This window comes from Planctomycetota bacterium, assembly GCA_021414025.1.
Classification (GTDB): domain Bacteria; phylum Planctomycetota; class Phycisphaerae; order Phycisphaerales; family SM1A02; genus SYAC01.
The window spans coordinates 93,197-115,980 of sequence record JAIOPG010000005.1 but is presented as its reverse complement, the minus strand read 5'-3'; the positions used below and the strand labels follow the sequence as shown (position 1 = coordinate 115,980).

Here is a 22,784-nt window from a genome sequence, read left to right as displayed (position 1 = left end):
GATGAACAGTGTAATGCAAGGCATCGATTGATTGAAATCAATCCCATTGAACGTCATTCACTCGGTGCGACCGGCGCAGGAAAAGCAAAGCGCGGCGCCGAAGTGGCGCCGCGCGGTTTGCACTGGTTCAAGAATGCGTCAGGGGCAGGCGCCGAAGTCCAGCAGCACCAGTCCGATGTCGCCGCCATCCACTTCGCCGGAGCCGTCGAGATCGGTGGAGCAGCCGGGGCATGGGCCGAAGTCCAGCAGCACCAGCCCAATGTCGCCGCCGTCGACTTCGCCGGAGAAGTCCAGATCCATCGGGCATGGGTTTCCGCCCGCATCCGCGGTGACCAGAAAATCATCGATCGCCAGGCCGGCGTCGTTGGCCGCATCGTTGGCGTCCTGCCAGCGCAGGTAGAGAACGTCGCCGGTGTTCCAAGTGATTCCGGTCAGGGTCACGGTGTTCGTACCCAGATCGACCAGTCCCACACTGGCCGTCTGCGATCCCGAATTCGGTCCGCTGACCACATTGCCTGTGGCTTCGTCGGTCATCAAAGCGGATGAGAGAAAATTGGCATTGGTCATGCCCGCAGGCGTGAAGCCGTAGGCGAACTTGAGCGTGTTCACCACGCCATGGTTCGATAGGGACGAATCGCTTGGCGACCGCCACTGCTGCGACTTGAAGGTGATGGTGGCCGTGGTCAGCGTGAATCCGGAGTGGTTGGTCAGCGCCACGCCGAATGCGGGAACCGTGGTGCCGCTGGCGATCGAGCCGAGCGATCGGTTGCTTGCAGCGGTGTTCCCGTAGGAATACACCGTACCGGTGTTCGCAGCACCCGTGTCGACGGTCAACTTCATGGCCGCGGTTCCGGTTCCGAGGATGCGAGCGGCTTGCCACGAGCAGTCGACCGCGGAGATCGCGGCCAAGGCGCCCTGGCTTCCCAATGGCGGAGTCGCCGTGCCGGTGATGTCGGCCGCGGCGCCGCTTGAAGGCAGCGCATCGAACGACTGGCCGTAGGTATAGGCCTGAGCCGAAGCAATCGAGGCGACGAAGAGCGGGAGGGCGAGAGCGAAGATTGCATTTGTGGTGCGGTGCATGGGTGTGGGCCTTGAAAATGGAAACAAGATCGTGCGCAGCAATATGACCTATAAGCCCGGTTTGACCAAGGAAAAATTCTCAAAAATTCAAAATGACCCGAGACGACGCCCCTTACAGTCGGAAAAGTCCGCCCCCGTGTTTGATTTTTGTCAGAATTGCAAATGCAAATTGCTTTCAGGGGCAGGGACCAAATTCGAGCAGAACCAGTCCAATGTCGCCGCCGTCGATTTCGCCGGAGCCGTCCAGGTCGGTGGAGCAGCCGGGGCAGGGGCCGAAGTCAAGCAGCACCAAACCGACGTCGCCACCGTCGACTTCTCCGGAGCCGTCCAGGTCCATCGGGCAGGGATTCTCGCCGACATCCGCAGTCACCAGCAGATCGTCGATCGCCAGTCCGGCGTCGTTGGCCGCGTCATTGGCGTCTTGCCAGCGCAGATAGAGAACGTCATCCGCATTCCAGGTGATGCCGGTCAAGGTCACCGTGTTCGTGCCCAGTTGGACCAGACCAATGTTTGCCGTTTGGGATCCGGAGTTTGCACCGCTGACCACATTTCCATTGGCATCCTCGGTCATCAAGGCGGAGGAGAGAAAATTGGCGTTGGTCATGCCGGATGGAGAGAAACCGTAGGCGAATTTAAGTGTGTTCACGACGCCAAAGTTGGCTAGGGATGAATCGCTTGGCGATCGCCATTGCTGTGCTTTGAAGGTGATGGTGACCGAGGACAGCGTCGAGCCGGTGGTGTTGGTCAAGGCGACTCCGAAGGCGGGGACGGTCGAGCCGCTGGCGATGCATCCAAGCGACCGGCTGAGCGGAGGCGGCGCGCCGTAGGAATACATGGCGCCTGCATTGTTCGAACCCGAATCCACGATCAGGTTGACCGGTGTGACGGGTTGCGTTCCGGCGATGCGGGCTGCCTGCCAGGACGAACCCGCTGCGGAAATCGAAGTCAAGGCTCCCTGACTGTTGAGCGCTCCGGTGCCGGTGATGGCGGTCGGGGTGCCGCTCGATGGCAGGGAGTCAAAGTTCTGGTTGTAGGTGTAGGCCTGCGCCGAGGCGATCGATGCGACAAGGAGTGGAAGGGCAAGTGCGAATGTGGTTTTGATGCTTCGGTTCATGATGGTCCGCCTTAAATGAAAATCAGGACTGGGATCCGAAGGATACCGCGCCTTACTTGGTTTCCCTACGCTTGGCCGCCGCCGCGTCAAGGGCGGAAAGCGCGTCCCCCACGCGGTTCATGTCGAGAGAAATGTCGCGCATGGCCGGAGGATTGATGTCATTGAGGTACTTGCGGACCCGCTGCGCGGCGGGTGCGTTCGTCGCCCGGGCGCGGACCGGGGTGTCACTCTCCCGCTCCTTGACTTTCTCCTCGCGCAGCTTCTCGCAGGCGGCGGCAAGTTCCTTCAAATTGTCGGGCGGGAAGAGGTCGTCCGTGCTCACAAGCGTGCCTTCGGGACCGGCGGCGGGGCAATTGGATCCGTAAAGGATCTCCACAGCGAAAAGCCAGGTCGGGGATTTCCTGGCGATCGCCTTGGTCAGGTCATCCTTGACATCGTCATTGCGCTCAAAGTCATAGCGCAGATCCTCCGTCAGCCGTGCCCGCACCTTTTTCTGCGCCGCGACGAACCCAAAAGCGTCGCTGCGCGGGATGGTGGCAATGAGCGCGTCGAGCTTGTTGCGCAACTCGTCGCTCACGCCGGTGCGGATCGAAAATCTCCAGATGGCGTCGGCGAGCTCCTCCGCGATGCTCTGGCTGGCGAGCGCGTGGGCGAAGGTGGGATCGCTGGCCAGCGCGTTGCAGGCGGCGATCGCCATGGCGATGAATGAGAGCGACTTCTCCGCGTTCCACCGGGGCAGCAGGCTTTGGGCCATGGCCATTCGCGCCGCGCCGCGCAATCCGCCGATCAGGGCCAGGTCCAGCGGCGTCCGCTCCTTGGCAACTTTCTCGAAAGAGACCACCTTCGACTCGCAGGCCATGGCGCGGCGCATGCACTCGAAGACCGTCGCGTCACAGGCGTCAAGCGTGCTCATGACCACGGGCTGCAGTGGTGAATTGTCGGGCACCGAGCTCAGTTGCTGCATCACCATCGCCGCTTGCTGCTCTTCGTTGAGGGAGCGGGCGGCGGCGGCGGCGCGGCTCCACCAGATCGCCGGAGTGGCCAGCGACGCGGGATTGGATTTCCCCGAGGCGATGCCCTGCAGCGCGGCCATCAAGGCGTCGATTCGATCCTGCGCTTCGAAACGAGATTTGATAATGCTTTCAATGGAAGGCATGACCAGTTCCAAAAGCACTTGCGAATTCCGCGGCAGCTTGTCTCGCGCATTCCATGCGGCCTCCCAGCGCTTGCGGGCAGACTCTTTGTCAGGCTCCTTCATTGCGGCGGCTGCCTCCTGGTAGATGCCGGCCAGCGGAAGAATGGCTTGATGGATCGCAGCGGCGTCAAGGTTCTTGAAGCGATCGTTGTTGGGGTCCTCGCCCAGGGCTTCGATCATTCTCTTGCCGTCGTAGTTGGAGCTCAGCAGAACCTTGTATTCCTCGTCGACGCTTTTGGAAAAGCCGAACGGGTCAGAACCGCGAAGCGGCGCCAGCTCATTGAGGAGTCGCTCGGCCTTCTCCGGAGTGAGCGAGCCTTCGTCGATGAGAAACTGGGCTTGGCCTGTCGTGAGCCCCCCCCCAATGGCGCTGGCGACCAGCGAAGAAATCAACACGGGTGATTGCGACACTTGCCGGGAGAGGTTGCTGACAGCGCCCATGCTGTCTGCAAAAGTGTCCCAGTCGCCGTCGGTCAGTGCGAGATAGGAGCGTGCTCGAAGCACGCGGGCCGCCTGCCGCATAGGGGACATTTCCGGCAGCAGCATCTCAAAGCCCTGCGAATAGTCATGCTCAAAGTCGCACTTGCGCAGCTTGCTGGTGGAAACGAGCTGGTCCATCACCGGCTGCAGCTTCTCCATCGCCTGGCGGCCGCGTTCGATCTCCTTCAGTGTGGGTTGTTGGCTGCTCGAAAGCATGGAGATCGCGTCCCAGTCATCGTCGGTCATGTGCAGCGGATTCTTGTCGCCGGAGCGAAGGTTAGGAAAGAGCTCGTTCCACGATGCGGCTGCGTTGTTGGAGGCGCCGGCGGTTTTGGGATTGTCCTTGGCGGGCGCGGTTGGCGGATCAGCGCGCGCTCCTGCATTCATGCTGAAACACAGCAACGCAGCAGCCACCCACCGAGAAAGAAAAAGATGGCCGATTGTGCGTACCGACATGAAGCAAGCCTCTCTTTTGCACAGTGTATCGGCTTATCATTTCTTCCAAGAGTCACGAACCATTCCGAATGGATGGCGAAGAAGCAGACTCCGCCACGCGCTCGAGCGAAACAAACGCAATGCCCAGCCTCGCCTACGACCGTCAAAGCTTCATCTGGAACGGCCGCCGTCTCTGGATGATCGGCGCGAACCTTGAATACACGCTGCTCGCTCCTGAGCGTTGGAAGCCCGCGCTGCTTGCATTGAAGCGGATGGGTTTCAACACGATTCGCACCAGCGTGCCTTGGTGCCTGCACGAGGCGCGCGAGGGCCGGATGGATTTCACCGGCGGCCTGAATGTGGCCGTGTTCATCGATGCCTGCCGCGAGCTGGGATTGCACGTGGTGCTGCGGATCGGGCCGGTGGCGGGCGAGCCCTTTGACGGCGGCGGTTTGCCGGCGTGGCTCGCGGACCAGCCCGACATCAAACTTCGCGTCGCCAACGAAACATTCCTGAAGCATGTCTCCCGGCTCTATCAAGCGGTGGGCAAGGAAGTGTCGAAGCTGCAGGCCACGGTCGAGGCGCCGCGCGGCGCCGGCTTCGCCGGCGGCAGGTCCAACGATGGCGGCGCGCTCTGCGCTGTTCAGATCGAACATGGCTGGACCTGCGGCAATGAGGAAGAGGGGCAGAAGTATCACAAGGAATTGCTGCGCTTCGCCCGCGACAGCGGCTTCACCGTGCCCGTGCTGACCAGCAACGGCCTGTGGATTTCCGTCGAGGGTTGCGTCGAAGTCTGGGAGGGCTGGAACGATCTCTTCGCGAATCTGCGCCAGCTTCAGTCCATCCAGTCCGACGCGCCGCGCCTGGTGGAGATCCGCGAAGAAGCTGCGTGGGCCGCCTGCACCGGATGCGACAAGGATTCGCCGCGATGCGTGAAGCTGGCCGGCGATCTGGTGCGCGACTCGTCCGGCGCTTCCGCAAAGAGGAGCTCCTGGAGCGCCGGCATGGAAGAACTGCGCCGCGTGGGGCAGATCCTCTGCGCCGGAGGGCAGCCCACATTGCCGGGGCTGGCACGCACGGATCGAATCAATGCCGTGCCCGCATTGCTCGACTCGATCGGGCGACCTGATGGCAGCGCGCGTGCAATCCGTCGGCTCGCGAGTTTTGCCAACAGCTTTGGATTCGTGCTGGCCGGCGCCGATGGAACCAAGCAGGCCGCGGTGCAGAATCTCGACGCGCTCGAGCCGGGCTCCTTCGCGGTGGTCACCGTCGAGGGCGCGGGCAACGTCGTGTTCGTCTTCCGCGGTCCAGATGAGGCGGGCAAGCCTCGGCGCGACGCGGCGACCATCATCACGCCCAACGGCGTGCGCATGCCCGTGCATCTGGGCGATGCGCCGGTCGGTTGGTATCTATCAAACGTCAATCTGCAGGGTGCCGGCGTGCTGGACTTCTGCAACCTCTCGCCCTTCGCCTTGATCGAGAAGAAGTTGCTGGTGCTGCAGGGGGCCGCAGGCACCATGGGCGCACTCTCGATCGATGGCGCCGCGATGGAGTTCACCCTGCCCAAGGCGGGCGAGGGCGCCAAGCCGCTGGTGTTCGCGCACCAGAAACTCACCGTGGTGGTGTGCAACCAGGAGCAGATCGACACGGCGCTGATCGAAGCGACCGGCCTGACCCTCGGCGCGGACGATGTGCGCGGCACAAACGCCGTGTTGAGCCCGGGTTTCAACAAGGCGTTTCGCATTTCGCTCTCGGGAGAGATCGCAGAGCTCCGCGCCGCCGCGCCGTCCAAGCCGACGGAGCGCGCGCTCAAGGATTGGCAGGTCGCCGAGTGCCGCGAATACGTCGATGGCAGCAGCGATCGCTTCGCAACGCTTGCCGTTCCACAGAGCCTGGACAAGTGCGGCGTGAATTCGGGATGGGGCTGGTATCGGCTCAGCGTGAAGCCGGAGGGCAAGTCGTCCGAGGCGGTCAGTGCGCACTTTCCGGCGGCGTTCGGATTCATGCAGGCGTGGAGCAATGGAAAGTCCCTCGGCGTGCTGGGCGGCAAGGGCGCGACGCTTCCCCTTGCGATTCCCGCGGAAAAATCCTCGAGCTCCGGCAAGAGCGGCAACTCGCGCACCTTGACGTTGCTCGCCCGGCAGGGCGGTCGCAGCGCCAACGACGCCAGCCGCAATCACTCGGTCGGCATCTCTGGAAATGCGCTGGCGGTGTCGCCGCTGAAAGCCAAGTCAAAGGTCATCGATTCGCCCAGCGTCGATCCCTTCAAGGCGGCGCCGTTCCTGCCCGGAGTCGCACCGGGGCATCTGCTGTCGACGCACGCGGCGCACTTTGCCTTCGACTATCGCGGCAAGGGCGTCATCATGCTCGACGCGCCGGCCACGCGATTGCGCGCTGTGGCGATCCTCAATGGGGCGGTGATCGATTTCCTGGACTGGCACGGCGGCCTCGGCGACGCGCTGGTGCTGCGTCCCGTGCCCAAGGCCTCGAAGGAGAAGTCGAAGAGCGGCGCGAAGGAAAGCCCGCGGTTCGGACTGAAGAACGGCGTGAACGAACTGGTCCTGGTGCCGATCGATCCCGGGACGGAGGAGAAGAAATCTTCGGAGCAGTGCGTGGAGAAATTGGCGAAGGCGATTCGATTCTTCCAATCACCGGAGGCGTCGCTGGGATCCGGCGCCACCTGGAGCTTCGCCCGCTGGGAAATGCCCGGAAGAACATCGCCCGCATGGAAGCCGCTGAAGTTGGCCAAGGCAGCCAAACCCGGCGAGCCGCGCTGGTTCACGACCACACTGGTCAAGCCCGCCGTTGCTGGGGGATCGATCGCCATTCTCTGCAACGGTCTCTCGCATGGGCATGTGCTGCTCGATGGAAAAATCGTCGGCGACTACTGCGCCGCGGAAAAGCGACTTCGCATCGAGCTGCCGATGGAGGCAATCCCGCCCAACGCCACGCTGAGCATCTTCGATGTCGATGGCCGCTCGCCAGCGGGAGTGAAACTGCACATCACGGGGTGAAGCGGGGGGCCGCATTGTCTCCCATCCTCGAAATGTAATTTGGGGCGATCACTCCGCGCTGAGCGGATGCCAGGTGGTCTTGTATTCCACCGAGCCATGGAAGGCGCCGGGACCGTCGCAGGTTTCGCTGGTCCAGTCGCGCTTTGCGTTCAGGATGCGGACGCGCTTCAGATTGTCGGCGCCCTGGTCGCGCAGCACAGTGGCGTGATCGTTGTCCACCGCGGCGATGACGCCGTCGATGTCGCGGTGGCTGCCCAGCGGCTTGAGCAGCTCCTCGCGGAACCCGGTGAGCAGGTTGAAGACGCCCGCGGGCACATCGGAAGTCGGCATGCTCTCCGCCATCAGCAGGGCCGGAAGCGGGCAGCGCTCGCTGGCCAGCACCACCACCGTGTTGCCGGCGCAGAGCGCGGGCAGCCAGAGCGAGACGAAACCAAGCAGCGGCGAATCATCCGGCGCGACGATGCCCAGCACGCCGATCGGCTCGGGCGAAGTGAAGTTCCAGTAGGGGGCCGCCACCGGATTTTGATTTCCCAGAATGCTGACCATCTTGTCGGCCCAGCCCGCGAAGCAGATGGTCCGGTCGATCGTGGCGTCGACCTCGGCGCGGGCGCTTTTGGCGCCGGCGTCTGTGGTCTCGCGCAAAGCCGCGGTGAACTCCTCGGCGCGGCCTTCGATCATCTCGGCGAGGCGATACAAAATCTGCCCGCGCAAATAGGGAGTCGATGCCGCCCACGCCGGCTGCGCGCCCTTGGCCGCCTCGACCGCCTCGCGCAAATCCTTGCGGCTGGCGGTGCAGAGCTGGGCCAGCACGCCATTGTGCTTGTCGCGCAGCGGGTGCGTGCGGCCGCTCTCGCCGCGCGGGAACGCGCCCTTGATGAAAAGCTTGTGGGTCTTCAGAACTGTGAGTCGATCTTCATTCATGGGAAGCCAATGTCATTGCTCGGCGCTCAATGCGCCATGTACTCCATCAAGCCGTGCCGCCCGCCCTCGCGGCCGAATCCGCTTTCCTTCATGCCGCCGAAGGGGCTCGCGGCGTCGAACAGGTTGAATCCATTGCACCAAACCACGCCGGCGCGAAGGCGCCGCGCCACGTCGAACATCTTGGCGCTCTTCTCGGTCCAGACGCCGGCGCTCAGGCCGAAGGGCGTGTCGTTGGCGCGGCTGACCGCCTCGTCCACGGTGCGGAAGGTCATCAGGCAGACGACCGGCCCGAAGATTTCCTCGCGGGCGACGACATTGGCGGGCTGCACCCCGGCCAGCGCGGTGGGCCTGCACCAGAAGCCCTTCTTGGGGATCTCGCCTGTGCCGGACTCGAGCACCTTCAAGCCCTCCTCGCGGGCGATCTTCACATAGCCCTGGATGCGCTTGAGCTGCGGCGCGGAGTTGATGGCGCCGACATCGGTGTTCTTGTCCATCGGATCTCCAAGGCGAAGCGAGGACATGCGGTGCAGCAACTTGGCCTGGAAGATGTCCGCGATCGATTCCTCCACCAGCAGACGGCTGCCGGCGCAGCAGACCTGACCCTGGTTGGAGAAGATGCCCTGCACCGCGCCCTCAACCGCCTGGTCGATGGCCGCGTCGGCGAAGATGAGATGCGCGCCCTTGCCGCCGAGCTCCATGGTCAGGCGCACGGAGCGGCCGGCGCAGCCCTTCACGATCATGCGGCCGACCTCGGTGCTGCCGGTGAAGGCGATCTTGTCGAAGCCCGGATGTTGGGCGATGGCCTTGCCCGCCTCGGGACCACCGGTGATGATGTTCACCACGCCGGGCGGAAAATCGCAGTCGCGGAAAACTTCAGCAAGCCGAATGGCGGTTAGCGGCGTGGTCTCGGCGGGTTTGAGCACGCAGGTGTTGCCGCAAGCGAGGGCGGGCGCCAGCTTCCAGGCTGCCATCATCAGCGGGAAATTCCACGGGATGATCTGTCCGCACACGCCCACCGGCCCCGGCTCATGGCCGCCGGGCACCGCGTAGCGCAGCTTGTCGCACCAGCCCGCGTGGTAGAAGAAATGCTTGGCCGACTCCGGCACGTCCTGGTCGCGGCTCTCCTTGATGGGCTTGCCGTTGTTGAGCGTCTCGAGCACCGCGAATTCGCGGGCGCGCTCCTGCAATTTTCTCGCCACCCGGAAAAGAAGTTTCGCCCGCTCGCGCGGCTTCATGCGCGACCAGCCGCGGAAGGCCTTCTTCGCGGCTTCGCAGGCCCGGTCCACATCGGCCTTGCCCGCCTCGGCCACCTTAGTCAGGTGCTCCTCGGTGGCGGGGTTGATGACATCCATCTTGCGGCCGCTCTTGGCGGGCGTGAACTTGCCATCTATATAGAGGCCGTGCTCGGGAGCGATCGCCGGCTTGAAACTCTCGGGGGCGGGGGCGTAATCCCACTTGGCGGCCTTGGGTGGCGGTACGGCGGTGGACACGCGGGCACTTTACCACGATCAATTGCCAAGTTTCTCTTGACTCGAAAGGTTTTCGGGCTATAGGTGAAGGGCTTGCTTGCCGGATTTGCGGTGGTCCATCCATTGCTGCATGCATGCGATTCAGGTTTTCACTTTTGAATTCAAAGGAGATGAGGATGAAAAGGACTTTGTTTATTGCTGCCTTGGGTATGACCCTGACGGGCGCGGCCAATGCCGACGCCGTCACAACGTGGTCGTATCTCAATTCGGATCTTCGCTATGTCGATCTTTTGTCCGACTCCGACTTACCGGTCTGGAGGGCATACAACCCGGGACCGACCGTGGGTTCCTCTCCGCTTTCAAATGGAATCAAGCTGCATGGAGGAGGAAGTCTCGAGGACAAAATTTTCGCACTTACTGGAGCGGACTATGTCCCAAGCCCCGTCAGTGACCCCGATTTCCGAGGCAATCTGCTCGTGATCTACGGCACGGGCACGATCGATGGCGCGATGTGGACCCACCCCGACGATTTCATTCGCACCTCATTTGGCTTCGGCTTTGATTTCTCGGGTGGCACGCTCGACATCTACAAGGTCGAGACATCCTTCATCCTCTTCGACAGTTCGCACAATCCACTCATCGGAGTTGGCAGCGGTACCGGTCTGGGCATTCACGAGCCAGGCGGTTACGGGTATGGCTTCGCGTTCGAGGATCGCTTCGGATCCAACTACCAAACGGCAACAGCCATCGAATGGCAAGTCACCTTTGGTTTCGACTGGACCGGCATGTCCGCCGAGGACACTTTCAATTTCTACATTCCGCAAAATTCGATCGACATCCAGGCCGTGCCCGAGCCGGTCACGATGTCCCTGCTGACGCTGGGCGGCCTGGCGATGCGGCGTCGGCGGAAATAATTTCCGACCATTGCTTCTTTGAATTCAAGCCCCGAGCCTGCGCTCGGGGCTTTTTCATGTCGCGTCACATGTCATCGATGGCGGCCGCGCGGCGAGTCGGAACCGCGGTGCATGCGCTTGGAAAACCAGGCGCTGCCGGCGGGGTCGGCATTCAAGTCGTGAAGCACGCGCTGCAGTTGTCCGTGCAGCTTCTGCAGATGCAGGTGCGCCAGCGAGTAGACCAGCCGCGGATCGACACGGTCGTATGCGTGGGCCAGCATGTTGCGGAAGTCGACCAGTTCGTCCGCGTGATGGATGCCCTCCGAGAGCTCCGGGTGGAATTTGCGCAGCCGGCCCAGGGCCTCGCCCACGATCATGCATTGGCGCTCGACCATGGATTGCAGCATCCAGTCGCCGATGAATTGCTTCTCAGTGACGTTGCGCATCACCTCGTCAATACGGGCCGCGGCGGTTATGGCGTCGTGCAGCACGACGCGGGCGTCATGCCGCATAGAGCTCCCGGGCGTCGCGGGTCAGGGACTGTTGCAGGTAGGGATTCTCGATACTGCGCACCGAGATCAGGTCGATCTGATGGCCCACCAGCGAGGCCAGCTCGCGCCGCAGCGTCATGTAGGCGCCGAAGTAGTCGAAACCGGGGATGTCCTTGAAGTCCACCAGGAAGTCCACATCGGAATGCGCGGGGTCGAAGTCGTTGCGGGCCGCGGAGCCGACGAGGGCCAGCCGCGAGACATTAGCCCGGGAGCACAGCGGCTTGACCATGCCTGGCAGCAACGCGAGGGGAACCATGGGCGAAGTATATCGGTGCGTGATCGCAGCCATGCCGAGTCGCGTGTCACTAAACTTCGGCTGTGCCCATGCCGATCATCTTCACCGTTGGACACTCCAACCACACTATGGAGAAGTTCATCGGTCTGCTGAAGCGGCACCAGGTCACGGCGATCGCGGATGTGCGCAGCGTGCCGTTCAGCGGCTTCAATCCGCACTTCAACCAGCAGGCGCTGGAGGCGTCGCTGCGGCGAGAGGGCATCAGTTACGTCTATCTCGGCAAGGAACTCGGCGCGCGGCGCGACGAGCCGGAGTGTTTTGTTGGTGGCCAGGCCAAGTACGAGCGAGTGGCGAAGTTGCCGAAGTTTCGCGAGGGGATCGAGCGGTTGAAGAAGGGCGCGCAAGATCAGCGCATCGCGCTGATGTGCGCGGAGAAGGACCCGATCACCTGTCATCGCACGGTGTTGGTGGCGCGGGCGCTGCTGCGCGAGTCGATCGATGTCCAGCACATTCTGGAGGACGGGCGGCTTGAGTCCGCGTCGGAAGCCGAGGAGCGTATGATGGACGCCACCGAGACGCCGCGCAGCGACTTGTTTCAGAGCAGAGAAGATCTGGTCAACACCGCGTATCAGAAGTTGGGCGAGGAACTGGCGTGGGTGAATGAAGGAGACGGCTCTTCAACGCACTGATTCGGTGTCGCTCTCGTCGCGGGCGCCGTCCACGACATCGCCCGGCAGCTCGCGCTTGGTCTTGGCGCCGAGATCACGGATCTCCTGCACTCGCCGCACGAGATTGCCGCGGCCGGTCGAGAGCCGATTCATCGCCAGCGAGAAGGATTCGGAGACCTTCTCGAGACGGTTGCTCGCCTCCTGCATCGCGTCGACAATCAGCGACACCTGGTCATAGATGGCGCCGGCCTTCAGGCCGATCTCCTCGGCGTTCTTGTTCTCCTTCTCGCGGCGCCACACCTGCACGATCAGCTTCAGGGTGGTCAGCAGGGCGTTGGGGCCGGTGATGGTGACGGTTTTCTTGGATTCCTCGATCAGCGAGATGTCCGTGGTCACGGCGGCCTGGTACGCGGGTTCCAGCGGCACGCACATCAGCACGAAGTCGAGCGTGCGGCCGCGCATGCCGTCGAGCTGCAGATAGTCCTTGCCGGACAATTCGCGGATGTGCTTGCGAACTGATTGCACATGCTCGCGCAGCGCGGCCTTGCGATCCTCGGGGTCCGTCGCGTTGCAGTAGCGCACATAGGCGGTCAGCGAAACCTTGGAATCGATGATGACCACGCGATTGTCGGGCAGATAGACATAGAAATCGGGGCGCAGGTGCCCGCCTTCCTCTCCGCGGTCGGATTGCTGCACCTCGTAGTCGCGGCCGCGCTCCATGCCGCAGGTATCGAAGATGCGCTGCAGCGTGAACTCGCCCCAGTCGCCCTGCATCTTGGTGTCGCCCTTGAGGGCGTTGGTCAGGTTTACAGTGTCCTGACTGATGACGGTGGTGGCCAGTTGCAGTGACTGGATGTGTGTGCGCAGGGCGGCGGATTGCTCGACATCGGTCTTATGCACTTCGTTGATGCGGGTCTGGAACGCGGCGAGCTGCTCCTTCAGAGGCTGCAGCAGCGCGTTGAGATTGGTCTGGTTGCCTTCGGTGAGCGTCTTGCCCTTGGCCTCGAAGATGTCGTTGGCGAGTTTGGCGAACTGCAACTTGAGGCGCTCCTCGGAGTCTTTGAGGAACTTCATCTCGCGCTCGTTCGATTCCTTCCATGCTGCCATCTCGCGATCGGCGGTTTCCTGCCGGAGAGCGGCTTCCTTTGTGGTGGCGGAAGCCGCGGCGCGAAGCTGCTCTTCGAGGCGCGCCTTCTCGACTTCGAGGCGCGACTTCTCCTGGGCGAGCAGTACCGCTTCCTGGCTGTTGACGACGGGCGCGCGAAGAAGGCGCAGTGCGACAAAGCCGCTGACCAGCAGGACAAGAATCAAAAGGATGATGATCGCTTCAAGCATGGATTCTGGAACAGGGGAGACTGTTACAGATTAGCGGCAACGACTTGCCGAATTGTCGTTGCGTGCAAGCAGTAAATGCATGATCATTCCGCTACGCTTTCAGCATGCAAAAACCATCTCGTGATGGAAGTATCGGGCACACATCCGCGACGAGCGACACTCGAATCGCAACAATCAAAATCATCGACATCAACGATGCATCCGGCAAGGTGATCACTCCCGAGTGGTTCGCCAAAGCCGAGTCGGTTCACCGCCAGCTTCGCACGCATCTGCCACCGGACTACGCCGCGAAAATGCAGCGAGTCTTCGCGGACGGCGGCCGCATGTGTGTGGCCGTCCGCGGCGATCGGGTCGAGGGCGTCGCGGTTTACCGCATCTACGAGAACACCTTCGACGGCCTGCACATGTATGTGGACGACCTTGTCACCGACGACACCCGGCGCTCGACTGGCGTCGGCAAGGCGCTGATGGACCATCTCCAGGACATCGCGCGCAAGGCCGGCTGCGAGAAGTACACCCTCGACTCCGGCACGCAGCGCACCCAGGCGCACAAGTTCTACTTCCGCGAGGGCATGACCGTGCTCGGCTTCCACTTCGCGAAACCGTTGAAGTAACCTCGGGCCGCATGCCCGCGACTCGCACCGCCAATCCCGCGCCGATTCCGATTCTGATGTACCACCAGATCGAAGTCGCGCCGCCGCGCGACGCGCCCTTTCGCAGCCTGTACGTCTCACCGCAAGCTTTCTGCCGCCAGATGGCCCTGCTGAAATTGCTCGGCTACCGCGGGCTTTCCATGTCCGCGCTCGCGCCCTATTTGCTGGGCGAAATGACCGGCCGTGTGGTCGGCATCACCTTTGACGACGGCTACCTGAACAACCTCATTAACGCCCTGCCGACGCTGCAGGCGCACGGCTTCTCTTCAACCTGCTACGCGGTGAGCCAGCACATCGGCCTGACCAACAAGTGGGACCACTCCGTCGGGGTCAGGTCAACACCGTTGATGAACGAGGCGCAGATGCGGAAGTGGATCGAGGGCGGGCAGGAGATCGGCGCCCACACAATGCACCACGTGCGCCTGACGCAGGCCGACGCCGCGAACAGCGCCGCAGAAATCCTCTCCTGCAAATCGCAATTGGAAAGCGCGACGGGCTCGCCCGTGCGCCACTTTTGCTACCCCTACGGTGACTTCACGCAGGAGCATGTCGCCCTGGTGCGGGCCGCGGGATATGAGTCGGCCACAACCACGCAGCGAAGCCGCTGCCAACCGGGCGAGGACTTCACGCAGCTGCCGCGCATCCCCGTCGTCCGCTCGACCAGTCTGCTGCACCTCTGGCTGAAGCTGGCCACGCGCTACGAAGACCGGCGGCGCGCGTAATGGGTCCGTCGAGCGACAACCCAACCCGTCGCCTTCGCATCGCCGTGCTCAATCGCGTGTTCTCGCCGACCGGCGGCGGAGCGGAGCGTTATTCCATCGCGCTGGTCGAGCAGCTCGCGCAGCGCCACGAGATCCACGTCTTCGCCCAGCAGATCAATCACAAATGGCCGGGCGTGACCTACCACACCGTTTCGTCGCCGCTGAAGAAGTCGAGATGGATGAACCAGCTCTGGTACGCGAACGCCACAAAGAGGGCCACGCAGCACGGCTTCGATGTGGTGCAATCGCACGAAAATTGCTGGAGCGGCCAGGTGCAGACCGTGCATGTGCTGCCGACGCATTACAAATTGTTTCACGGAGTCAGCGGGGGGCAGCGGTTGATGCGATGGCTGAAAGTGTGGACCAGTCCGCGCCTGATGACCTACATCCGTCTGGAGCGCGCGCGATTTGCACCCATGCACAATCGCTGCATCGTGGCGACATCAAAAACTTTGATGTCGCAGATGGCCAGCGCCTTTCCCGACTCCGCGAGCTTGCTGCAGGTGCTGACACCTGGCGTCACGCTTCCCGCTGCGCCATCGACGCCTGTCGCGCGACTCGCCGCGCGGCAGCGGCTGGGTTTGCCGGCAGGGGGGAATGGCCTTCTCTTCATCGGCAACGACTATGCAAAGAAGGGGCTGGACACGCTACTTGCGGCGATGGCCAAGCTCGACGCCGACACCTGGCTCGCCGTCGTCGGCAATGCCGTGCACATCCCGGAGTATCGCGATCACGCGAAGGCGGCTGGCATCGAAGCCCGCGTTCACTTTCTCGGGGCATTGAATGACATCAACGATGCGTATCTCGCCGCGGATTGCCTTGTGCATCCAACGCTCGAAGACACATTCGCCATGGTGGTGATGGAGGCGATGTCGCATGGCCTGCCCGTGGTGTTGAGCGGCGAAAAGTATTGCGGCATTTCAAGCATGCTCGCGAATGAATCCAACGCGTTGATCCTCAAGGATCCACGCGACACCACCGAACTGTGCACCGCACTGAATCGCGTGTTGAAGGATCAATCGCTTCGACAGAAACTGAGTGCCGCCGCTTTGGAATTCGCCTCCGCGCACCAATGGTCGGCGGTCGCCTTGCAGCAAGAACAGATTTATTTCGCGGTCACTGGTGATCGCTGCGCATAGCTACCATCCGCGAATGAACATCCTCTCGATCGACATTGGCGGCACGCATGTCAAGATCCGCGTCCCGACAGACCCGCAGAAGCGCGAGTTCGACAGCGGCCCCACGCTGACGCCGCGCATGATGGTGGATGGCGTGAAGGCGCTGGCGGCGGGCTGGCATTATGACGCGGTGTCCATCGGCATTCCGGCGCCGATCAAGGCGAACCGACCGCTGCACGACCCGGTCAATCTTGGCAAGGGCTGGACCGACTTCGACTACGACAACGACTTCGGCCTGCCCGTGAAGATTCTCAACGACGCCGCCATGCAGGCGGTCGGCAGCTACAACAGCGGGAGCATGCTCTTCCTCGGCTTGGGCACCGGGCTCGGATCCTGCTTCATCGCGGGCCGTCAGATTCTGCCGATGGAACTCGCGCACCTTCCCTACAAGAAGGGCCGCTCTTTCGAGGACTATGTCGGACTGCGCGGCCTGAAGCGTCTGGGGAAGAAGAAGTGGCGCACCGCCGTGGCCGATGTGGTCCACATCCTCAGCGCCGCGCTGATTCCCGATGAAGTGGTGCTCGGCGGCGGCAACTCCAGGAACTTGAAGGAACTTCCGGCGGGATGCCGCCTGGGCGACAACGCCAACGCTTTTGAAGGCGGCTTCCGCTTGTGGGAAAAAGCCTGGGAAAATTCAGTGCCGATCTATCACGACGCCATGCGGCCGAATCAGGGTTAGTTCGTCCGCAGCAACCCGCCCACCGTCGGCATCGCGCGGCGGCTGCTGGCGATGCAGATCACCACGCCGCCCGCCATCATCGCCATGCTCAGGAGCATCGGCAGCGTCGCGGGCCCGATCATGAACACGCCGGGATCAATCTCGCGCAGCTGCTCGGTGGCCAGTCGCAGCGTGCCGTAGCCCAGGAAGAACCATCCCGTGATCACGCCCGGCTTGCGCGGCTTCAGCCACACCAGCGAGAGCAGCGCGAAGAGCACCACGCCGTCGCTGATCGCCTGCAGAAAGTTGTTCGGGTAGTAGGCGACCAGATACTGCGCCACCTTGGCCCGCACGGCCACATCGCCGCCGTAGCACGCCGCGTAGAGCATCTCCGCCGTGTTGCCGCGCTCGATCGCTCCCGTCACCGAAATCGGCGCCACCTGCATGCCCGCCGCGACCGTCGCGCTTGAAGCCGGCACCAGCGGCTTCAGCAGCAGCAGCGTCGACTCGCTGATCACGCCGGGCCGCAGCAGCTCCTCGGGATACTTCACGCTCCACCATGGGCTCTCCGCCTGCATCGAAACCGGCAGCGGCTTTCCCCACAGCTCGCCGTTGATCCAGTTGGCGTAGCGGCCCAAACCTAGACCGATGCAGCAGCTCCATGCCGTCAGGTCGGTGAGATGCGTGAAGTGCATCTGGTTGCGCCGGCACCACCACCAGACCGCGATCACCACGCCGATGATGCCGCCGTGGCTGGACATGCCGCCCTTGTGAATGAACAGCAGCCCCCAGAATGGAAACTCGCTGGTGAATGTCCAGAGCAGGGCGTGGTCATAGAAGATCACGTGGCCGACGCGCCCGCCGACGATCACGCCAAGCACGGCCCAGGTGAGGAAGTCGCTCACCTGCGACCGGCTCATGGGCGAGCGCCGCGTAACGGACATCCAGCGCATTAGCAGCCACGCCACCAGGAAACCCGCGGCATAGGCCAGGCCATACCAGCGGATGCCGAAGCCGCTGCCCATCCGCAGTGCGAACGGAGTGCTGGAGTGCAGCAGGCTTTCGGCGAGCAGGTGGGTCATCGGGGCGCGATCTTATTTCACCCACGCCGCGGGCACTTGGCCGTGGCTGGCGACGATGCGGCTGCGGATTCCGCCGCGGCCCTTCCACTCGGTGATGACCTGCATCCAGCGCGGGCTCATCGCGGTCGCAAGGTCATCGCGTATGCGGTTGGTCACGGCCTCGTAGAAGATCCCATCGTTGCGGAAGCTCTGGTAGTAGAGCTTCAGGCTCTTGAGCTCCACGCACACCGCCGCGGGCTCGTAGCGCAGCGTGACCGATCCGAAATCCGGGTGCCCCGTCTTGGGGCAGACGCTGGTGAACTCGTCGCTCACGTGCTCGATGACGAAGGGCTTGTCCGTGGGAGAGTCGAAGAATTCGAGGCAACCGGGCTTGGGCATGGCAAAATCGTAACGAAAATGCGTGGTGATGGCGCAGAAATCAAAGTGCTATCACCAGGCAAGTTTGACATCCCGCGTCGCGGAAAGAAGTAGCCCCACAAAGCGAGTTTAGCGCAGGGGCGAGTCTGCGAGCCCCGGAGCGTTGTCTGAGCGACTGGGGCTACTTCTTTCCGCAAAGCGCCAATGTCGGCACGGGAATTTCTGCGCCAGACCGTCACGCTTGTTCCATTACGATGCGTCGTGTATCAAACGGTCGGTTACGACATGAGTCCACCCACGGAACAAGAGCAATCCCTTCTCAACGCCGCGCTGCAGCTGGCCACGCCACGGCAGCAAATCGCTTTTCTCAAGGAGGCCTGCCAGGGTGATGACGCGCTTCGGCATCGCATCGAGGCGATGCTCCAGGCCCGCGACAGTGCCGCCACCTACCCCAGGCATTCGCCGGCGCCCGCGGCGAACGCCGATGAAGCCCTGTCTGCCGAAAATTCCGGCGCCCGCATCGGCCGCTACAAGATTCTCCAGCAGATCGGCGCCGGCGGCACCGGCGTGGTCTACCTGGCCGAGCAGGAGGCGCCGAATCACCGCCGCGTGGCCCTGAAACTGATCAAGCTGGGCATGGACACCCGCAATGTCCTCGCCCGTTTCGAGGCCGATCGCGCGGCGCTGACGGCGATGGACCATCCCAACATCGCCCGGATCCTGGATGGCGGCGCCACCGTGACGGGGCGGCCCTACTTCGTCATGGAGCTGGTGCGCGGCGTCAAGATCACCGAGTACGCCGACGCGCACAAGCTCACCATCCGTCAGCGGCTCGACCTCTTCGTGCAGGTCTGCGGCGCCGTGCAGCACGCTCACCAGAAGGGCGTCGTCCATCGCAACCTCAAGCCCTCGAACATCATCATCTCGGTGATCGATGGCGCGGCCGTGCCCAAGGTGATCGACATCGGCATCGCCAAAGCCATTCACCAGAGTCGGGCCGACCCGACGCTTTTCTCCGCCCACGAGCAGATGATCGGCACGCCGGCCTACTTGAGCCCCGAGCAGGTGGGCTTGGGCGGCTTGGACATCGACACGCGCAGCGACATCTATTCGCTCGGAGTTCTGCTTTATGAATTGCTGACCGGACAGACGCTTTTCCCCTCGGGCAAGATGCACCGGACCACTTCCGACGAGATCATCAAGGCGATCCGCGAAAAGGAACCGCCGCCCCCTTCCTACCGCATGCAATCGCTGGCCGAGGCGGAGTTGAACGCCGCCGCCAAGGCCCGGAGCGTCGATGCGGCGAAGCTGCCGGGAGTGCTCCGCGACGATCTGGACTGGATCGTGATGAAGGCGCTGGAGAAGGACCGCGGCCGCCGCTACGAATCCGCCGGCGGACTGGCGGCTGACATCCAGCGATTCTTCATCCACAAGCCGGTCATGGCGCATCCGCCCGACACCATGTATCGATTGCGGAAAGTGGTCCGCCGCCACAAGCTCGCGGTCGCCGCCCTGGCCATCGTCGTGGCCGCGCTGGCGATCGGCCTGGGTTATTCCACCCGGACGCTGCTCAAAGAGCGGGAGGTCCGTCACGCGCAGGTGGATGCATTCGACAAGATGAACACGATCAACAAGCCGGACGAACTCAACAAACCCAGAATGGGAAAGCCATGATTCGATCCCTCTCCATCATTTCGATCCTCGTCGCTTGCGCGATCGCCTTCAACAACGACGCATGGGCGCAACCCCAGGGGCAGTCGTCGGCGCCGGCGAATGCCACGAGCGCGGCGCAAGCTCCGGCCGACCCTTTCATGGTCGTCGGCGAGGTGGTGACCCGGACCTATGCGCTGAAGGTGAAGACCGGGCCCGTGGTCTCGCTGTGGCGGCCGCCCTCCGCGAACGACTACCGCGCCTATGTGACGGCGATCCAGGTTCCCGCGGAGTACCGGCCCTCCTTCGACGAGCTCTTCGTCGAGAGCGCGGTCGCGGATCAGAAGTTGATCGATGACTCGGCTCCCGGCATGGGACCGCCGATGCGAAAGCAAATCACGCCGGACATGACGGACGCGCAGAAGGCCGCCATCTACGCGCCGGATCCGCCCGGCGTGCAGCTGGCGATGCGTCAGGCCGTCCATCAATTCCTGATTGCCCGCGACAAGGCCGAGCGGGACACGCTGGACAAGATCGACGCCCGCTGCGGCGAGCTGGGGATCACGCTGGATCCGGCAGCGCGCGAAAGCGCCAGGCGCTCCTTCGAGGCCGCGCGGTGGAGGGCTCGCTGCTCGGATGTCTCCTATCCCGTCACCGCGTGCATGATCGACATCGGGTTACTCGCGATGCCGGTCATCGACTCCATGAAGGAGGGCGGTGATCCGGCGAAGCGCGTCCTTCAGCAATATTGGCGGGAGATCACGCCGACTTCCAAGGAGGCCGTCGAATTGAACTCCCTGATGTCGATGGAGATCCTGAGTCTGCGCGACAAACTGGAGAAGGGCGGGGACAAGGCGACACTGGGGGCGGAGATTCGCAAGTGCGAAATGCGAAAGGGGGCGCCGCTCTTTCAGCGCGCCGAAGCGAACTTCAAGTGGCTGCCCATGATCGCGGCGGCGCTTCCCGAGGCGGAGCGCCGGGACTACATCGAGAAGGCGCGCGACTTGATGTTCCCGCAGGTGCCCTCGGAGAAGGGAGTCGGGCAGGACGCGGTCCGGTTCGCGGTCAATCTTCCAAGCGTGGGCGAAGCCGAGAAGGCGAAGATCGCCGCGCTGGGCCGGGAGCGCTCCGATGCGATCGGAGCCCTCGATCAGAAGTTCGACGCCCTGTTAATGACCTATTGGAGATCCCAGTTCTCCGGCGGGAACAAGCAGGAATTCGAGAAGGGCAAGGCCGAATACAAGGAGCTCCTCGTTCAGCGCGAGAAACTTGAGGAGAAGACCTACAACGCCGTCCGCGGAATCCTGACCGCGGAGCAGGCCGCCAATTTCCCCGAGTACAAGCCGCTGAAGATCCCATCGAATCCCTTCACCGCCCGGCCGCTCCCGGCGCCGCCATCATGAAGCCACCAATCTCCATCATTCCGTTCATCCTCAGTTGTGCTGTTGCCTACGGCGATGACGCAAGGCCGCAAGTTTCGAATAAGCCAGCATCGCCACCTGATACCGCGACCGTGACGGATGACGCGACAGCGCCGAGCGATCCTTTCATGGTCATCGGAGAGGTGGTAAGCAGACCGTATGTCATGATGGTGAAATTTGGAGGCGTTCAATTTACGTGGAGACCAGCGTCTGCACGGGACTATCGCGAATACCTGTTGGCGATTCGAGTACCTGAGGAAAACCGATCCGCTTTCGACAAGCTCATCGAGGAAAGCATGGAGAAGGATCGGATGCTTGTAGAAGAAGCAACTCCCAGCATCGGCCCTCGAAGCAACAGAGTGATGTCTGCTGGAATGTCGGAAGCGGAAATGGAGGCAGTCAGATCGGCGCCGCGTGATTCGGCGAGCGTGAAAGCAACTATGTATCAGGCGATCCGCCAGTTCTTAAAACTGCGCGATGAGACGGAGAAAGCAACATTGGGCAAAATCGACGCGAGATGCGATGAGATTGGTGTTGCGATCGATTTGGAGGTTCGCGCAAAGGCGAAAACTCTCTTCGAAGCCGGAAGGTGGAGAGCACGATGTTCGGATGTTGTCCCCTTTTTCGTGGCGGCCAGAATTGACATAGGGTTATTCGCATTGCCCTACATCGAAGCCATTGAAGCGAATGAATTGCGAGAGGAGGCGAAGCAAGTAGTTCAGCAATATTGGAGTGAGATCACTCCTTTTTCCAAGCGCTTCACAGAATCGCTCCTTGAATCACGCATCGAGGCCGCCATCCTGCAGGAGAAAATGGAGGCGGCAAAAGATCCTGATTCGAATCAAACCATTCGAGATGAACGAACGACTTTGGAAGCGAAGAATGAAACGTCACAGTTCCTACGTGCCGAGTCGAGTCTCCGCTGGCTGCCAAAAATCGCCGCATCCCTGGCCGAAGACAAGCGGCAAGATTTCATCTGGAGAGCTCGCGAGTTGATGTTTCCGCAAGTTCCGACGGAGCGGGGTTCCGGGTTGGATGCATTGGAAGTTGCTCGACATCTCCCCGATCTTGGTCAAGCCGAGGCAGCGGTGGTTGTGTCATTAGATGTTGAGAGGGCCGAGGGAGTTGAAACGCTGAATCGCGCGTTTGAAGAATTGATGATGAAGCATTGGAAGCTCACCTCAACAACGTTCACCGGCGAGGACTTTGATAAAAATGTAAATGACTTCAAGGCGCTGCTTCATCGGAGGGAAAAGGTTGAGGAAAAAACAGTCATGGCCATTCGCGGAATCCTGACCGCTGAGCAGGCCGCAAAACTTCCTGAGTACAAGCCTCTGCCCATACCTTCAAATCCATTCACCCTTCGTGGTGGACCTCCCCGTACCCGAAAGAGTCCGGAAAACTCGGACGGAGTGCGCGTCCCCGTTCCATGAGTCGGGGCGAAATTGTTTGTGCGCAGTGAGTGGGTTGCTATCACCAGGCGATCTGGAATTCCTGCGTCGCGAAAAGAAGTAGCCCCACAAAGCGAGTTTAGCGCAGGGCGAGTCTGCGAGCCCGGAGCGTTGTCTGAGCGACTGGGGCTACTTCTTTTCGCAAAGCGATTTGCTCTGAGCGACTGGGGTCACCGCTTTCTG

20 protein-coding genes are annotated in these 22,784 nt (G+C 62.3%); 10 read left to right on the top strand and 10 right to left on the bottom strand.

Annotation, left to right across the window (positions count from 1 at the left end; translation table 11 throughout):
• Positions 1-138 precede the first annotated feature (138 nt).
• From K8R92_06710 to K8R92_06700, 3 genes are all read right to left on the bottom strand, one after another.
• Complete coding sequence (locus tag K8R92_06710) at positions 139-1,080, bottom strand: hypothetical protein (protein MCE9619582.1); 942 nt, start codon at positions 1,078-1,080, stop codon at positions 139-141.
• Positions 1,081-1,255: 175 nt separating this feature from the next.
• Positions 1,256-2,194, bottom strand: a complete 939-nt coding sequence (locus K8R92_06705; GenBank protein MCE9619581.1) for a hypothetical protein — start codon at positions 2,192-2,194, stop codon at positions 1,256-1,258.
• Positions 2,195-2,246: 52 nt separating this feature from the next.
• Positions 2,247-4,256 carry a hypothetical protein gene (locus K8R92_06700; protein ID MCE9619580.1) on the bottom strand — a complete coding sequence of 670 codons (2,010 nt, stop codon included), beginning with the start codon at positions 4,254-4,256 and terminating at the stop codon, positions 2,247-2,249.
• A gap of 188 nt (positions 4,257-4,444) precedes the next feature.
• Here K8R92_06700 and K8R92_06695 point away from each other — a divergent pair, with 188 nt between their 5' ends.
• The gene (locus tag K8R92_06695; protein MCE9619579.1) at positions 4,445-7,318 is read left to right on the top strand and encodes a beta-galactosidase; all 2,874 of its coding nucleotides are present in this window, start codon (positions 4,445-4,447) and stop codon (positions 7,316-7,318) included.
• Positions 7,319-7,366: 48 nt separating this feature from the next.
• On the opposite strand, the gene K8R92_06690 is transcribed toward K8R92_06695, so the two are convergent.
• Together K8R92_06690 and K8R92_06685 are read right to left on the bottom strand one after the other, a co-directional pair.
• The gene (locus K8R92_06690) at positions 7,367-8,239 is read right to left on the bottom strand and encodes an aldehyde dehydrogenase family protein (protein MCE9619578.1); all 873 of its coding nucleotides are present in this window, start codon (positions 8,237-8,239) and stop codon (positions 7,367-7,369) included.
• Positions 8,240-8,265: 26 nt separating this feature from the next.
• A complete protein-coding gene (locus K8R92_06685; protein ID MCE9619577.1) occupies positions 8,266-9,729 on the bottom strand; it encodes an aldehyde dehydrogenase family protein in 1,464 nt (487 codons plus the stop codon).
• A gap of 155 nt (positions 9,730-9,884) precedes the next feature.
• Here K8R92_06685 and K8R92_06680 point away from each other — a divergent pair, with 155 nt between their 5' ends.
• The gene (locus K8R92_06680) at positions 9,885-10,622 is read left to right on the top strand and encodes a PEP-CTERM sorting domain-containing protein (GenBank protein ID MCE9619576.1); all 738 of its coding nucleotides are present in this window, start codon (positions 9,885-9,887) and stop codon (positions 10,620-10,622) included.
• Between the two features lie 71 nt (positions 10,623-10,693).
• Here the strand turns inward: K8R92_06680 and K8R92_06675 are convergent, their stop codons facing one another.
• Positions 10,694-11,113 carry a DUF86 domain-containing protein gene (locus tag K8R92_06675; protein MCE9619575.1) on the bottom strand — a complete coding sequence of 140 codons (420 nt, stop codon included), beginning with the start codon at positions 11,111-11,113 and terminating at the stop codon, positions 10,694-10,696.
• Positions 11,103-11,408, bottom strand: coding sequence for a nucleotidyltransferase domain-containing protein (locus tag K8R92_06670; protein ID MCE9619574.1), 306 nt, complete (start codon positions 11,406-11,408; stop codon positions 11,103-11,105). Before K8R92_06670 ends, K8R92_06675 begins: the two co-directional genes overlap by 11 nt.
• A gap of 68 nt (positions 11,409-11,476) precedes the next feature.
• Here K8R92_06670 and K8R92_06665 point away from each other — a divergent pair, with 68 nt between their 5' ends.
• Positions 11,477-12,076 carry a DUF488 domain-containing protein gene (locus K8R92_06665; protein ID MCE9619573.1) on the top strand — a complete coding sequence of 200 codons (600 nt, stop codon included), beginning with the start codon at positions 11,477-11,479 and terminating at the stop codon, positions 12,074-12,076.
• Here K8R92_06665 and K8R92_06660 read toward each other — a convergent pair.
• Positions 12,065-13,390 carry a DNA recombination protein RmuC gene (locus K8R92_06660; protein MCE9619572.1) on the bottom strand — a complete coding sequence of 442 codons (1,326 nt, stop codon included), beginning with the start codon at positions 13,388-13,390 and terminating at the stop codon, positions 12,065-12,067. The genes K8R92_06665 and K8R92_06660 overlap by 12 nt on opposite strands.
• 104 nt (positions 13,391-13,494) lie before the next feature.
• Here K8R92_06660 and K8R92_06655 point away from each other — a divergent pair, with 104 nt between their 5' ends.
• Genes K8R92_06655 through K8R92_06640 form a run of 4 tightly spaced genes read left to right on the top strand, consistent with a single transcriptional unit; the run spans position 13,495 to position 16,661 of the window.
• Positions 13,495-14,004, top strand: coding sequence for a GNAT family N-acetyltransferase (locus K8R92_06655; protein ID MCE9619571.1), 510 nt, complete (start codon positions 13,495-13,497; stop codon positions 14,002-14,004).
• Positions 14,005-14,015: 11 nt separating this feature from the next.
• Entirely contained in the window at positions 14,016-14,765 is a 750-nt protein-coding gene (locus tag K8R92_06650) for a polysaccharide deacetylase family protein (protein MCE9619570.1), read from the top strand.
• Complete coding sequence (locus K8R92_06645) at positions 14,765-15,943, top strand: glycosyltransferase family 4 protein (protein ID MCE9619569.1); 1,179 nt, start codon at positions 14,765-14,767, stop codon at positions 15,941-15,943. Before K8R92_06650 ends, K8R92_06645 begins: the two co-directional genes overlap by 1 nt.
• 13 nt (positions 15,944-15,956) lie before the next feature.
• Positions 15,957-16,661, top strand: a complete 705-nt coding sequence (locus K8R92_06640; GenBank protein ID MCE9619568.1) for an ROK family protein — start codon at positions 15,957-15,959, stop codon at positions 16,659-16,661.
• Here K8R92_06640 and lgt read toward each other — a convergent pair.
• Together lgt and queF are read right to left on the bottom strand one after the other, a co-directional pair.
• Positions 16,658-17,722 carry a prolipoprotein diacylglyceryl transferase gene (gene lgt, locus K8R92_06635; GenBank protein ID MCE9619567.1) on the bottom strand — a complete coding sequence of 355 codons (1,065 nt, stop codon included), beginning with the start codon at positions 17,720-17,722 and terminating at the stop codon, positions 16,658-16,660. The genes K8R92_06640 and lgt overlap by 4 nt on opposite strands.
• Positions 17,723-17,734: 12 nt before the next feature.
• Positions 17,735-18,100, bottom strand: a complete 366-nt coding sequence (gene queF, locus K8R92_06630; GenBank protein ID MCE9619566.1) for a preQ(1) synthase — start codon at positions 18,098-18,100, stop codon at positions 17,735-17,737.
• 264 nt (positions 18,101-18,364) lie between these two features.
• Here queF and K8R92_06625 point away from each other — a divergent pair, with 264 nt between their 5' ends.
• From K8R92_06625 to K8R92_06615, 3 genes are read left to right on the top strand one after another with little or no spacing between them, the layout of a single operon-like run.
• On the top strand, positions 18,365-19,753 hold the full coding sequence (locus K8R92_06625; GenBank protein MCE9619565.1) for a serine/threonine protein kinase: 1,389 nt from the start codon (positions 18,365-18,367) through the stop codon (positions 19,751-19,753).
• Complete coding sequence (locus K8R92_06620; GenBank protein ID MCE9619564.1) at positions 19,750-21,132, top strand: hypothetical protein; 1,383 nt, start codon at positions 19,750-19,752, stop codon at positions 21,130-21,132. The genes K8R92_06625 and K8R92_06620 overlap by 4 nt, the downstream gene beginning before the upstream one ends.
• Entirely contained in the window at positions 21,129-22,583 is a 1,455-nt protein-coding gene (locus tag K8R92_06615) for a hypothetical protein (GenBank protein MCE9619563.1), read from the top strand. The genes K8R92_06620 and K8R92_06615 overlap by 4 nt, the downstream gene beginning before the upstream one ends.
• The last annotated feature ends 201 nt before the right edge of the window (positions 22,584-22,784 follow it).